Annotated in this window: 11 protein-coding genes and 2 pseudogenes; 5 read left to right on the top strand and 8 right to left on the bottom strand. The window is 70.6% G+C overall.

Annotation, left to right across the window (positions count from 1 at the left end):
* The 5 genes and pseudogenes from H5J30_RS07000 to H5J30_RS06980 all read left to right on the top strand — a co-directional run.
* Positions 1 to 190, top strand: a pseudogene (locus H5J30_RS07000) (2-oxo-4-hydroxy-4-carboxy-5-ureidoimidazoline decarboxylase); the annotation flags it as partial.
* Positions 191 to 448: 258 nt separating this feature from the next.
* Positions 449 to 829: a succinate dehydrogenase, cytochrome b556 subunit gene (gene sdhC / locus H5J30_RS06995; protein WP_026276069.1), complete on the top strand. Its 381-nt coding sequence runs from the start codon at positions 449 to 451 to the stop codon at positions 827 to 829.
* Complete coding sequence (locus tag H5J30_RS06990) at positions 829 to 1,311, top strand: succinate dehydrogenase hydrophobic membrane anchor subunit (RefSeq protein WP_181786283.1); 483 nt, start codon at positions 829 to 831, stop codon at positions 1,309 to 1,311. Before sdhC ends, H5J30_RS06990 begins: the two co-directional genes overlap by 1 nt.
* Positions 1,312 to 1,332: 21 nt before the next feature.
* Positions 1,333 to 3,087 carry a succinate dehydrogenase flavoprotein subunit gene (gene sdhA / locus H5J30_RS06985; protein ID WP_181786282.1) on the top strand — a complete coding sequence of 585 codons (1,755 nt, stop codon included), beginning with the start codon at positions 1,333 to 1,335 and terminating at the stop codon, positions 3,085 to 3,087.
* Positions 3,087 to 3,845, top strand: coding sequence for a succinate dehydrogenase iron-sulfur subunit (locus H5J30_RS06980; RefSeq protein ID WP_181786281.1), 759 nt, complete (start codon positions 3,087 to 3,089; stop codon positions 3,843 to 3,845). Before sdhA ends, H5J30_RS06980 begins: the two co-directional genes overlap by 1 nt.
* 76 nt (positions 3,846 to 3,921) lie before the next feature.
* Here H5J30_RS06980 and H5J30_RS06975 read toward each other — a convergent pair whose 3' ends face one another.
* From H5J30_RS06975 to H5J30_RS06940, 8 genes and pseudogenes are all read right to left on the bottom strand, one after another.
* Complete coding sequence (locus H5J30_RS06975) at positions 3,922 to 4,731, bottom strand: hypothetical protein (protein ID WP_309505455.1); 810 nt, start codon at positions 4,729 to 4,731, stop codon at positions 3,922 to 3,924.
* Positions 4,732 to 4,935: 204 nt separating this feature from the next.
* Positions 4,936 to 6,213 (bottom strand): thymidine phosphorylase, encoded by a 1,278-nt coding sequence (locus tag H5J30_RS06970; protein ID WP_181786279.1) that lies wholly within the window; start codon positions 6,211 to 6,213, stop codon positions 4,936 to 4,938.
* Positions 6,213 to 6,659 carry a cytidine deaminase gene (locus H5J30_RS06965; protein ID WP_181786278.1) on the bottom strand — a complete coding sequence of 149 codons (447 nt, stop codon included), beginning with the start codon at positions 6,657 to 6,659 and terminating at the stop codon, positions 6,213 to 6,215. The genes H5J30_RS06970 and H5J30_RS06965 overlap by 1 nt, the downstream gene beginning before the upstream one ends.
* Positions 6,656 to 7,939, bottom strand: a complete 1,284-nt coding sequence (locus H5J30_RS06960; RefSeq protein ID WP_181786277.1) for an ABC transporter permease — start codon at positions 7,937 to 7,939, stop codon at positions 6,656 to 6,658. The genes H5J30_RS06965 and H5J30_RS06960 overlap by 4 nt, the downstream gene beginning before the upstream one ends.
* Entirely contained in the window at positions 7,936 to 9,039 is a 1,104-nt protein-coding gene (locus H5J30_RS06955) for an ABC transporter permease (RefSeq protein ID WP_181786276.1), read from the bottom strand. The genes H5J30_RS06960 and H5J30_RS06955 overlap by 4 nt, the downstream gene beginning before the upstream one ends.
* Positions 9,036 to 10,709, bottom strand: coding sequence for an ABC transporter ATP-binding protein (locus tag H5J30_RS06950; RefSeq protein ID WP_374100951.1), 1,674 nt, complete (start codon positions 10,707 to 10,709; stop codon positions 9,036 to 9,038). Before H5J30_RS06950 ends, H5J30_RS06955 begins: the two co-directional genes overlap by 4 nt.
* A gap of 180 nt (positions 10,710 to 10,889) precedes the next feature.
* Positions 10,890 to 11,909 (bottom strand): BMP family lipoprotein, encoded by a 1,020-nt coding sequence (locus tag H5J30_RS06945; RefSeq protein WP_181786275.1) that lies wholly within the window; start codon positions 11,907 to 11,909, stop codon positions 10,890 to 10,892.
* A gap of 100 nt (positions 11,910 to 12,009) precedes the next feature.
* A pseudogene (locus H5J30_RS06940) lies at positions 12,010 to 12,455 on the bottom strand (MFS transporter); the annotation flags it as partial.

The raw sequence follows: 12,455 nt of genomic DNA, 5'->3' as shown, positions 1-12,455 counted from the left end.
CTGCTTCGTCCTCTGCCTCGACGGCTGCCCCGAGGACGAACGCCTGGACCGCACCCTGGCCGCCATCCGCACCCGCCTCGGCAACGAACCCGACGAGGAACGCCTCGTCGCCGCCGACGAACTACGCCGCCGGGCCCGCGCCCGCCTCACCCGGGTCCTCTCCCCGGCCGCCGGATCGCCCCGTACCTGACAGCGGAATCGCGCCACGCGCCCCCGCCGCGGCACCGGCCGCAAAAGGGACGCAACCGCCCGGATCCCCACGCCTGCCAGCGCCGTTAGGCCACGCGCGTGCCTGATTGATCACACCTGCACCCCCATGACCGGTGTGCCGACGCACCGTCGCTACGATGGCGAAGGCCGGTGGACCGTACCCGGCCGGGTCATGACCGACAGTGCAGAACCCGAGCCCTGACGGCCGGCCCCCGATCAGTATCCGGAGGGTTTTTCCGTGCCGGCTGGAACGCTCTACCGCGGCCGGGAAGGCATGTGGTCCTGGGTGGCGCACCGCGTCACCGGCGTCCTCATCTTCTTCTTCCTGTTCGTCCACGTCCTCGACACCGCCCTGGTGCGGGTGTCCCCCGAGGCGTACGACGACGTGGTGGCCACGTACAAGACGCCGATCGTCTCGCTGCTGGAGTACGGGCTCGTCGCCGCCGTCCTCTTCCACGCGCTCAACGGGCTGCGCGTCGTCGCCGTCGACTTCTGGTCGAAGGGCGTCCGGCTGCAGAAGCCGATGCTGTGGACCGTGGTCGGGATCTGGGCGGTGCTCATGGCCGGGGCGATCTATCCGGTGCTCGGCCACGCCGCGCGCGAGCTGTTCGGGAGCTGATGACCATGGCCACCACCGACGTCGAGCTGACCGGCTCCACCGCCGCGTACTCCGCCGACAACCCCGCCCCGCTCATCGAGGCGCCGCGCGCCCGCACTCCCCGCGCCACCCCGTCCACGCCCCGTATTCGCGCCAACGTCGAGCTGTACGGCTGGGTGTTCATGCGGCTGTCGGGGATCGTGCTCGCGGTCCTCGTCGTCGGCCACCTGCTGATCCAGCTGGTGCTCGACGGCGGCGTCAGCAAGGTCAGCTTCGCCTTCGTCGCCGGCCGCTGGGCGTCCCCGTTCTGGCAGGGCTGGGACCTGCTCATGCTCTGGCTCGCGATGCTGCACGGCGCCAACGGGCTGCGCACGGTCATCAACGACTACGCCGAGCGCGACGGCACCCGCTTCTGGCTGAAGATGCTGCTGTACGCCGCCACGGTCTTCACCGTCCTCCTGGGCACGTTGGTGATCTTCACCTTCGACCCGAACATCCGCTGACGCGGCGAAGAGGTTCCCCTCATGCAGATCCACAAGTACGACACCGTGATCGTCGGCGCGGGCGGCGCGGGCATGCGCGCCGCCATCGAGGCGACGAAGCGCAGCCGCACCGCCGTGCTGACCAAGCTGTACCCGACGCGCTCCCACACCGGCGCCGCGCAGGGCGGCATGGCCGCCGCCCTCGCGAACGTCGAGGAGGACAACTGGGAGTGGCACACCTTCGACACCATCAAGGGCGGCGACTACCTGGTCGACCAGGACGCCGCCGAGATCCTGGCGAAGGAGGCCATCGACGCGGTCCTCGACCTGGAGAAGATGGGCCTGCCCTTCAACCGCACCCCGCAGGGCCGTATCGACCAGCGCCGCTTCGGCGGCCACTCCCGCAACCACGGCGAGGCGCCCGTGCGGCGCGCGTGCTACGCGGCGGACCGCACCGGCCACATGATCCTGCAGACGCTCTACCAGAACTGCGTCAAGGAAGGCGTGGAGTTCTTCAACGAGTTCTACGTCCTCGACCAGCTCATCATCGAGGCCGACGGGGTCAAGCGGTCGGCCGGCGTGGTCGCGTACGAGCTGGCGACCGGCGAGATCCACGTCTTCCAGGCCAAGGCCGTCGTCTACGCCTCGGGCGGCAACGGCAAGTTCTTCAAGGTCACCTCCAACGCCCACACCCTGACCGGCGACGGCCAGGCGTCGGTGTTCCGGCGCGGGCTGCCGCTGGAGGACATGGAGTTCTTCCAGTTCCACCCGACGGGCATCTGGCGGATGGGCATCCTCCTCACCGAGGGCGCGCGCGGCGAGGGCGGCATCCTGCGCAACAAGGACGGCGAGCGCTTCATGGAGAAGTACGCGCCCGTCATGAAGGACCTCGCCTCGCGCGACGTCGTCTCCCGCGCGATCTACACCGAGATCCGCGAGGGCCGCGGCTGCGGCCCCGAGGGCGACCACGTCTACCTGGACCTCACGCACCTGCCGCCGGAGCAACTCGACGCGAAGCTGCCGGACATCACGGAGTTCGCGCGCACCTACCTGGGCATCGAGCCGTACACCGACCCGATCCCGATCCAGCCGACCGCGCACTACGCGATGGGCGGCATCCCCACCAACGTGCGCGGCGAGGTCCTCGCGGACAACACCACCGTCGTCCCCGGGCTCTACGCGGCCGGGGAGGTCGCCTGCGTCTCCGTACACGGCGCCAACCGCCTCGGCACCAACTCGCTGCTCGACATCAACGTCTTCGGCCGCCGCGCGGGCGTCGCCGCGGCGGAGTACGCGGCGACCGCCGACCACGTCGAACTCCCCGAGGACCCGGCGGCGTTCGTGGTCGGCGAGGTGGAGCGGCTGCGCGACGCGGCGGGCAAGGAGCGGGTGGCGGAGCTGCGGCGCGAGCTGCAGGAGACGATGGACAAGAACGTGATGGTCTTCCGCACCGAGCAGACCATCAAGGAAGCGGTCGAGAAGCTCGCCGAGCTGCGCGCGCGCTACCGGAACGTGAGCATCCAGGACAAGGGCCGGCGCTTCAACACCGACCTGCTGGAGGCCATCGAGCTGGGCAACCTGCTCGACCTGGCCGAGGTCATGGCGATCTCCGCGCTCGCCCGCAAGGAGTCCCGGGGCGGCCACTACCGCGAGGACTACCCGAACCGCGACGACGTCAACTTCATGCGCCACACCATGGCGTACCGCGAGGTCGGCGACGACGGCACGGAGACCGTCCGGCTCGACTACAAGCCGGTCGTGCAGACCCGCTACCAGCCGATGGAGCGTAAGTACTGATGGCAACACCCGTGATGGACAAGGTCGAAGCCGAGGCCGCGTCCTCCCCGTACATCACCGCGACGTTCCGCATCCGCAGGTTCAACCCGGAGGTGGCGGCGGAGGCGTACTGGGAGGACTTCCAGGTCGAGATCGACCCGAAGGAGCGGGTCCTCGACGCGCTGCACAAGATCAAGTGGGACATGGACGGCACGCTGACGTTCCGCCGCTCCTGCGCCCACGGCATCTGCGGCTCCGACGCGATGCGCATCAACGGCCGCAACAGGCTGGCGTGCAAGACCCTCATCAAGGACCTCGCACCCGAGAAGCCCATCACCGTGGAGCCGATCAAGGGCCTGACGGTGCAGAAGGACCTGATCGTCGACATGGAGCCCTTCTTCCAGGCGTACCGCGACGTGATGCCGTTCCTGGTCTCCCACGGCAACGAACCTACCCGCGAACGCCTCCAGTCGGCGGCGGACCGCGAACGCTTCGACGACACGACGAAGTGCATCCTGTGCGCGGCGTGCACCAGCTCGTGCCCGGTCTACTGGAACGACGGCCAGTACTTCGGCCCGGCGGCGATCGTGAACGCCCACCGCTTCATCTTCGACAGCAGGGACGAGGCGGGCGAGCAGCGCCTGGAGATCCTGAACGACAAGGACGGGGTGTGGCGCTGCCGCACGACGTTCAACTGCACGGACGCATGCCCCCGCGGGATCGAAGTGACGAAGGCGATCCAGGAGGTCAAACGAGCGCTGATCACGAGGCGCTTCTAGGGGCACGCAACCGCGCGGCGGGGCGGCAAGGCGGTCCGGCCGCCCCGGGGAGGCCCGGGGCCTCCCCGGGTTGCCGTCAGTCCTGCGGCGGGTCGGTGAAGAGTTCGTCGGCCGTGGTGGCGGTGATGGCGCGGTCGAACCAGAGGTCGAGGGTTTCCGGGTCCTTGCACGTGGTGATGCGGCGGTGGGCGTCGGCGGGCACGGGGATGCCACGTACCTCCAGCAGGCGGGTCACCTTCGCGACCCCGTCCGCCACGCGCCCCTCCTCGCGGCCTTCCACGCGGCCTTCCACGCGCCCCTCCTCGCGCAGGCCCTCGGCGACGAAGCCGCGGAAGGAAAACAGACCGGTCTCCATGAGAGTCCTCCAGATCCCCGCGGCCGGGGTGTCTCCCAGGCCGCTGGAAGCAAGCTCGGAACAGATGGTGCGGGTTTCGTCGTCGGTCTTCTGCAGGGCCTCTGCCAGCACATTCAGTATGGCACCCGCATCCGGGTCATTGCTGTGCGTAATGGCCGAGAAGACTGCGAACGGCACGTCCGCCGCCGCCCGTTCGTAGTCGGTGATCTTCGGGACGTTGTGCGGGCCCAGGACCAGTGGGGTGAGCGTGAGGTTCGGGTGTGACGGGTGGCCGATGCGGAAGGGGCGGGAGGCCCAGAGGGCGGTGGTGCGGTCGCGGCAGACGACGAGCAGGATCGGCTGCTGGCCGTATCTGTTGCGGACGTAGCTGAGGTAGTACGCCCAGCTGGCGGGTTTTGCCTTGTCCGGCTTCGTCTGGGCTTCGACCAGCAGCAGGTACGTGGGGCCGTCCGGGAACTCCAGCCGCAGCAGCGTGTCCACGTGGCGCTCTACCGGCCGCACCTCCGTGACGTCGCTGTCGATCGCCGTCACTACGGCCTCGGCCGGGACCGGGATGTCCAGCAGTCTGAAGGCACTCGTGAACAACTCCGGGACCCGCTGAAAGGCCCGGTGGTGCGTTTCGTGTGGGGAGTTGACCATGTTCGGGACGCTAGTCGCATGATCGGATATGCCGGTGGCATATCCGATCAGCTCACTCGTACGAGCGGGCGGGCCCCGCCGCGTTGACGCCCCGCCTCAGTCCAGCCTGTCCAGGATCAGCGGCGCCCGCTCCACCGCCGCCCCCGGTGGGGCCACGTCGTACGACGACTCCAGGGCCTCCAGCGCCTCCGGGATCCGCTCCGCGGTGTCCGTGTGCAGCGTCAGCAGCGGCTGGCCCGCCGTTACCGGCGTGCCCGGTTTGGCGTGGAGTTCCACGCCCGCCGCCGCCTGGACCGGGTCCTCCTTGCGGGCGCGGCCCGCGCCCAGGCGCCAGGCCGCCAGGCCCACCGCGTAGGCGTCCAGGCGCGTGAGGACCCCCGTCGTCGGGGCCGGGACCGTGTGGGTCTCGCGGGCCGTGGGGAGCTTCGCCGACGGGTCGCCGCCCTGGGCGGTGATCATGCGGCGCCACGCGTCCATCGCCGAGCCGTCCGCCAGCGCCGCCGCCGGGTCCGCGTCCGGCAGGCCCGCCGCGTTCAGCATCTCGGTGGCCAGCGCGAGCGTCAGCTCCACCACGTCCGCCGGGCCGCCGCCCGCCAGGACCTCCAGCGACTCGCGGACCTCCAGCGCGTTGCCGGCGGTCAGCCCCAGCGGCGTGGACATGTCGGTGAGCAGCGCCACGGTGCGCAGCCCGTGGTCGTTGCCCAGGCCGACCATCGTCGCGGCCAGTTCGCGCGCCGCGGGCAGGTCCTTCATGAACGCGCCCGAGCCGACCTTCACGTCCAGCACCAGCGCGCCCGTGCCCTCGGCGATCTTCTTCGACATGATCGAGGACGCGATGAGCGGGATCGACTCCACCGTCCCGGTCACGTCCCGCAGCGCGTACAGCTTGCGGTCGGCCGGCGCCAGGCCCGTGCCCGGGGCGCAGATCACGGCGCCGACGTCGCGCAGGATCGCCATCATCTCGTCGTTCGACAGCGAGGCCCGCCAGCCCGGGACGGCTTCCAGCTTGTCGAGTGTGCCGCCGGTGTGGCCGAGGCCGCGGCCCGACAGCTGGGGGACGGCCGCCCCGCAGGCGGCGACCAGCGGTGCCAGCGGCAGCGTGATCTTGTCGCCGATGCCGCCCGTCGAGTGCTTGTCGGCGGTCGGGCGCGGCAGGGCGGTGAAGTCCATCCGCTCGCCGGAGGCGATCATCGCCGCGGTCCAGCGGGCGATTTCGTCGCGGTCCATGCCGTTGAGCAGTATCGCCATGGCGAGCGCGGACATCTGCTCGTCGGCGACCTCGCCGCGGGTGTACGCGGCCACGACCCAGTCGATCTGCTCGTCGGAGAGCCGCTCGCGGTCGCGCTTGGCGCGGATGACGGAGATGGCGTCCATCAGTTCTGCGATCCTCCGGTCCTGGGCGTCTGGGGGTGGGGCCTGCTCAGTTCGAACGGGCCGAAGGCGTCCGGCAGCAGGTCCGACAGCGGCCGGATGCCCGACGCGGTGTCGAGCAGCAGCCCGGGTCCGCCGTGCTCGCTGAGCAGCTGGCGGCAGCGGCCGCACGGCAGGATGAGCTGCCCGTCGCCGTTGACGCAGGTGAAGTGGGTGAGCCGGCCGCCGCCGCCGGCGTGCAGCGCGGAGACGAGGCCGCACTCGGCGCACAGGGTGACGCCGTACGAGGCGTTCTCCACGTTGCAGCCGACGACCGTACGGCCGTCGTCCACCAGCGCCGCCGCGCCCACGGGGTACTGCGAGTACGGGGCGTACGCCCGGGACATCGCGTCCCGGGCGGCCCGCCGCAGCGCCTCCCAGCGCTCGGTCTCCTGCGCCGTGTCCGTCACGTGCTCTCTCCCCTTCGGTAGCGCTTGCCGATCCACTTCGGCACCCGCAGCCGCTGCGCGAACACCGCCAGCACCACCAGTGTGGTGACGTACGGCGTCGCCTCCACGACCTCGCGGGGCACCGTGTCCGTCGTCGCGTACAGCGCCCCGAGGAGCACCGCCGAGACACCCGCGGCTATCGCCGCGCGGGTGCCGCCGCGCACGTACTTCCACACCGCGTACGCCGCGAGCAGCACCGCCAGCAGCAGGAAGAGCGCGTGCACCGCCTCGCCGCCGCCGCGCAGCTGGAGGCTGTCGGTGAAGCCGAAGAGCCCGGCCGCCATCGCGGTGCCGCCGGGGCGCCAGTTGCCGAAGATCATCGACGCCAGGCCGATGTACCCGCGGCCGCCGGTCTGGCCCTCCAGGTAGATGTGGGTGAACGTGACGAGGAACGCGCCGCCGAGGCCGGCGAGCGCGCCGGAGACGGCCAGCGCCGCGTACTTGTACAGGTAGACGTTCACGCCCAGCGACTCGGCGGCCACCGGGTTCTCGCCGCAGGACCGCAGCCGCAGCCCGAACGCCGAGCGCCACAGCACGTAGTACGTGAGCACGAAGAGCGCCGCCGCGACCAGGATCAGGTACGACACGTCGTTGGTGAGCCCGCCCAGGATCCCGGCGGTGTCGGAGACGAAGAACCAGTGTTTCTCCTCCAGGTCCCCCAGCCAGTCGGAGAGTCCGGGGACGGAGAACGCATGCATGTCGTCGACCTGCGGCGACTGCTTGTCCGTGCCGCCCGCCGCCAGCGCGTCCCCGTCCGCGAAGAAGATCTTCGCGAGGTACTGGGTCGTGCCCAGCGCCAGGATGTTGATCGCCACACCGGACACGATGTGGTCGACGCCGAACGTGACCGTGGCCATCGCGTGCACCAGGCCGCCCAGCGCCCCGCCGATCACCCCGGCGAGCGCGCCCGCCCACGGCCCGTGCTGCCAGCCGATCCAGCCGGCGAAGAACGTGCCGAGGATCATCATGCCTTCGAGGCCGATGTTGATCACGCCGGACCGCTCCGCCCACAGGCCGCCGAGGCCGGCCAGGCCGATCGGCACGGCGAGCGCGAGCGCGCCGCCGATCTGGGCGGAGGCGGTGAGGTTGGTGGTGTCGGTGAGTGCGCGGACCGCGGACAGCAGCAGCAGGCCGCCGGCGACGAGCAGGAGCACCTGCGGCAGGCCGAGCCGCCGCTTCCCGCCGTCGGCCGGTGGGCGGTGGGCGGGCGCGACGGCGCCCGTCCTGGTCACCGTACTCATGCCCCGACCTCCGCCTTCTCGGTCTTACGTGCCTGGGCCAGCTCCTCGCCGACGCGGCGCTGCTGGTCCCGCAGCGCCCAGCGGCGGACCACCTCGTAGGCGATGACGACGCAGAGCACGATGATGCCCTTGATGACCTCGACGATCTTCTGGTCGTAGCCCTCGAATTCGAGCTGCGTGCCGGTGCGCTCCAGGAAGGCCCACAGCAGGGCGCCGAGTGCGATCCCGACGGGGTGGTTGCGGCCGAGGAGGGCGATGGCGATGCCGGTGAAGCCGACGCCGAGCGGGAAGTCGGTGCCGTAGTTGTACGACTCGCCGAGCAGCGTGGGCATCCCGACCAGGCCGGCGACGGCGCCGGAGAGCACCATGCTGGTGACGATCATGCGCTTGACGTCCACGCCGCTCGCCGCGGCGGCCGTCTCGGACTGGCCGACGCTGCGCAGGTCGAAGCCGAAGCGGGTGCGGTTGAGGACGAACCAGTAGAGGACGCCCGCGAGTACGGCGAAGACGACGAAGCCGTTGATGTCGCCGACCGACGTCTCGATCATGAAGATGCGGCTGGAGGACGGGAGGTTCGGGGTGTGGGTGAGGTTCCCGTCCTTCTCGCCGAGGCGGCCCGCGGTGAGGTAGTAGCCGATGACGGCGCCGGCGATCGAGTTGAGCATGATCGTCGTGATGACCTCGCTGACGCCGCGGGTGGTGCGCAGCACGCCCGCGATGCCCGCCCAGATCGCGCCGACGCCCATGGCGACGAGGATGATCAGCGGGATCTGGATGATGCCGGGCAGCGACAGCGCGCCGCCGACGGCCGCGGCGAAGAAGGCCGCGATGCGGTACTGGCCGTCGACGCCGATGTTGAAGAGGTTCATCCGGAAGCCGATGGCCACGGCCAGCGCCGAGAGGAAGAACATCGTCGACTTGTTGACGATGTAGATGGCGCTGCGGTCGGTCGTGCCGAACTCGATCATGACCTGGTAGGCCCGGAACGGGTCCTTCCCGGAGATCAGGATGATCACCGAGGTCAGCACCAGCGCCGCGAAGACCGCGAGCACCGGGGCGCCGACCGCCGTGATCAGCTTGTCCCTGTCGAGGCGTTTCATCGCGTACGGCCTCCGCCCTGCCCGCCGTCGGCGTCACCGGAGGTGTCCGGCGCCGCGGGCTTCCGTACGGCCGCGTCCGGCGCCGCCGTGTCGTCCTCCAGGTGGCCGCTCGCGGCGCCCGTCATCGCGCTCCCCAGCTCCTCCGGCGTGATCGCCGCCGGGTCCGCGTCGGCGACCAGCCGCCCGCGGTACATCACCCGCAGCGTGTCCGAGAGGCCGATCAGCTCGTCCAGGTCCGCGGAGATCAGCAGCACCGCGAGCCCCTCGCGGCGGGCCTCGCGGATCTGCTCCCAGATGTCCGCCTGCGCGCCCACGTCCACGCCGCGCGTGGGGTGGGCGGCGATGAGCAGCTTCGGCTGGTGGCTCATCTCCCGGCCGACGATCAACTTCTGCTGGTTGCCGCCGGAGAGCGAGGCGGCGGTCACGTCGATGCCGGGGGTGCGGACGTCGTACTCCTCGACGATCCGCCTGGTGTCCTTGCGGGCCGCGGCGGCGTCGATGAGCAGGCCGCGGCTGTTGGGGCGTTCCGTGGTGTGGCCGAGGATGCGGTTCTCCCACAGCGGGGCCTCCAGCAGCAGGCCGTGCCGCTGGCGGTCCTCGGGGATGTAGCCGATGCCGCCCTCGCGGCGCTTGCGGGTGGCGGCGTGGCTGATGTCCGCGCCGTCCAGCACGATGCTGCCGTCGTCCGGGTCGCGCAGCCCCATGATGGCCTCGACCAGCTCGGACTGGCCGTTGCCCTCCACGCCGGCGATGCCCAGCACCTCACCCTTGTGGATGGTGAAGGAGATGCGGTCGAGCACCTCGCGCGGTACGCCGTCGGCGTCGACGGCCGTCAGGTGCAGGTCGCCGACCCGCAGCATGGGTATGTCCGTGACCGTCGACTCGCGGGTCTCGGGGGTCGGCAGCTCGCTGCCCACCATCAGCTCGGCGAGCTGCTTGGACGTGACGTCCGCGGGCTTGACGGAGGCGACCGTCGTGCCGCGCCGGATGACGGTGATGTCGTCGGCGACGGCGAGGACTTCGCCGAGCTTGTGCGAGATGAACAGCACGGTCAGGCCCTCGGCCTTCAGCCCGCGCAGGTTGTCGAAGAGCGCGTCGACCTCCTGCGGGACGAGGACGGCGGTGGGCTCGTCGAGGATGAGGGTGCGGGCGCCGCGGTAGAGGACCTTGAGGATCTCGACCCGCTGCCGGTCGGCGACCCCGAGGTCCTCGACCAGCACGTCGGGGCGGATGCCGAGGCCGTACGCCTCCGACAGCTCCCTGATCCTCGCGCGCGCGCCGTCGCCGATGCCGTGCAGCTTCTCGCTGCCCAGGACGGTGTTCTCCAGCACGGTGAGGTTGTCGGCGAGCATGAAGTGCTGGTGCACCATGCCGATGCCCCGCGCGATGGCGTCGGCGGGGCTGGCGAACGCGACCTGCGTGCCGTCGAGGGTGATGGTGCCCTCGTCCGGCTTCTGCATGCCGTAGAGGATCTTCATCAGGGTCGACTTGCCGGCCCCGTTCTCGCCGACGAGGGCGTGCACGGTGCCGCGGCGCACGGTGATGTCGATGTCGTGGTTGGCCACGACGCCCGGAAAGCGTTTCGTGATGCCGTGGAGCTCGACGGCGGCGGCGCCGGCGGGCGGGTCCGCTGCCGTGGAGCTGCTGCTGGGGGCTGTGATGGCGCACACTCCTCGTCGAGGGCGGTGGATGCGGGGCGGCGGACGTACCGAAGCGCCCTACGGAAGGCGCGAGTTACGTGACGCGAGTTACGGCATATCACGCTACGCGCGTAGTCCGGAGGCAGATGCGCGGGGTCCGGTGGACGGCCGGCTCGCGCCGTCCCCCGGACCCCGTGACACGTACCGTGCTCAGGGAGTGTCGCTGACCTTGATCTCGCCGTCGGCGATCTTCTGCTTGGCCGCGTCGATCTCGCCCTGGACGTCCTCGATGAACCCGCCGGAGGTGGCGAGGCTCACGCCGTCGTCCTTGAGCGCGAAGGCCGTGTCACCGGTGAGCGGCTTCTCGTCCTGGACGCTCTTGATCACGTCGTAGACGGCGACGTCCACGTTCTTGACCACCGAGGTCATGATCGAGTCCTGGTAGTCCGCCAGCGCCTTGTCGCGGTACTGGTCGGAGTCCACGCCGATCGCCCAGGCGCCTTCCTGCGCGGCCACGGCCTCGATCGAGCCGGTGCCGGAGAGGCCCGCGGCGCTGTAGATGATGTCCGAGCCCGAGTCGAGCATGCCCTCCGCGCTGCTCTTGGCGCGCAGCGGGTCCTGGAAGCCCTTGATGTCGGTCTCGTAGAGGTACTTGACGTCGATCTCGGTGTCCGGCTCGGTGTCCTTGACGCCCTGGACGAAGCCGGCCTCGAACTTCTTGATCAGGTTGTTGTGCACGCCGCCTATGAAGCCGACCTTGCCGGTCTTGGTCTTCAGCGCGGCGGCCACGCCCGCCAGGTACGAGCCCTCGTGCTCGGCGAAGGTGATGCCGGCCACGTTCTTCGCCTGCGACGCCTCGTCGATCACGGCGAACGTGGTGTCGGGGAAGTCCTTGGCGACCTTGTTGACCGACTTGCCGTACGCGAAGCCGACCCCGATCACCGGGTTGTAGCCCGCCTCGGCGAGGGAGGTGAGGCGCTGCTCGCGGTCGGCCTCGGTCTCGCCGTCGCGCGCGGTCAACTCCTTGCCGCCGAGGTCGAACTCCTTCTTGGCCTTGTCGTACCCGCGGGCCGCCGACTCGTTGAAGGAGGCGTCACTGCGGCCGCCGACGTCGAACGCGAGGCCGACGCCCTTGTCGCTGCTGCCGCTGTCGCTGCTGCACGCAGCACTGGTGAAAGCGAGAGCCGCGGTTGCCACGCCCGCGGCGGCGATCTTGGTTACCCGGCGCAAGAGGACTTCCCCTTCGTCTTGGCGAAGCGCCTCTTTCCGGCGCTGCTTCGGGGGCATCGTAACGCGCGTAGAACAAGCTGAACCTCCGGCAACGAACCCGTTACCGGATCGTCTCCGCGCCGGTGCCTTCGGCGGTGCGCGCGAGCCCGGCACCAATCCCCTGACCAGTCGGTTCACCGGATACGGGGCGGCCTGCGGGAGTGCGTGTGCGGACCGTCGCGCGGGGCTCCGTCCGCGCCCCGTCGTGCGCCGCCGTGCGGGTCGCCGCGGTGGCCAGGCGAGTGGCGTGAATGGTGATGCCCGTGACGCCGGTGAGGGCGGTGAGGCCGAGGACGACGACGCCGTTCCAGCCGACCGCGTGGAAGGCGACGGCGCCGACGGTGGCGCCCGCGCTGTTCCCGACGTAGTACGCGACCTGGTACAGCGCCGACGCCTGCGCCTTGCCGGTCTTCGCCGCGTGGCTGACGGAGGCCGAGGCGACCGCGTGCCCGGCGAAGAAGCCCGCGGTGAGCAGCACGAGCCCGGTCAGCACGCCGGCCAGGGAGT

It is taken from the genome of Streptomyces phytophilus, assembly GCF_013870535.1.
Classification (GTDB): Bacteria; Actinomycetota; Actinomycetes; order Streptomycetales; family Streptomycetaceae; genus Streptomyces; species Streptomyces phytophilus.
The sequence above is the reverse complement of the archived record's forward strand: the minus strand, read 5'-3'. Positions and strand labels throughout refer to the sequence as shown.

Bases quoted from the DNA above. Each gene is read 5' to 3' on its own strand.
- H5J30_RS06990 (WP_181786283.1), top strand. From the start codon at position 829: ATGACCATGGCCACCACCGACGTCGAGCTGACCGGCTCCACCGCCGCG.
- sdhA (WP_181786282.1), top strand. From the start codon at position 1,333: ATGCAGATCCACAAGTACGACACCGTGATCGTCGGCGCGGGCGGCGCG.
- H5J30_RS06980 (WP_181786281.1), top strand. From the start codon at position 3,087: ATGGCAACACCCGTGATGGACAAGGTCGAAGCCGAGGCCGCGTCCTCC.
- H5J30_RS06970 (WP_181786279.1), bottom strand. From the start codon at position 6,213: ATGGACGCCATCTCCGTCATCCGCGCCAAGCGCGACCGCGAGCGGCTC.
- H5J30_RS06960 (WP_181786277.1), bottom strand. From the start codon at position 7,939: ATGAGTACGGTGACCAGGACGGGCGCCGTCGCGCCCGCCCACCGCCCA.
- H5J30_RS06955 (WP_181786276.1), bottom strand. From the start codon at position 9,039: ATGAAACGCCTCGACAGGGACAAGCTGATCACGGCGGTCGGCGCCCCG.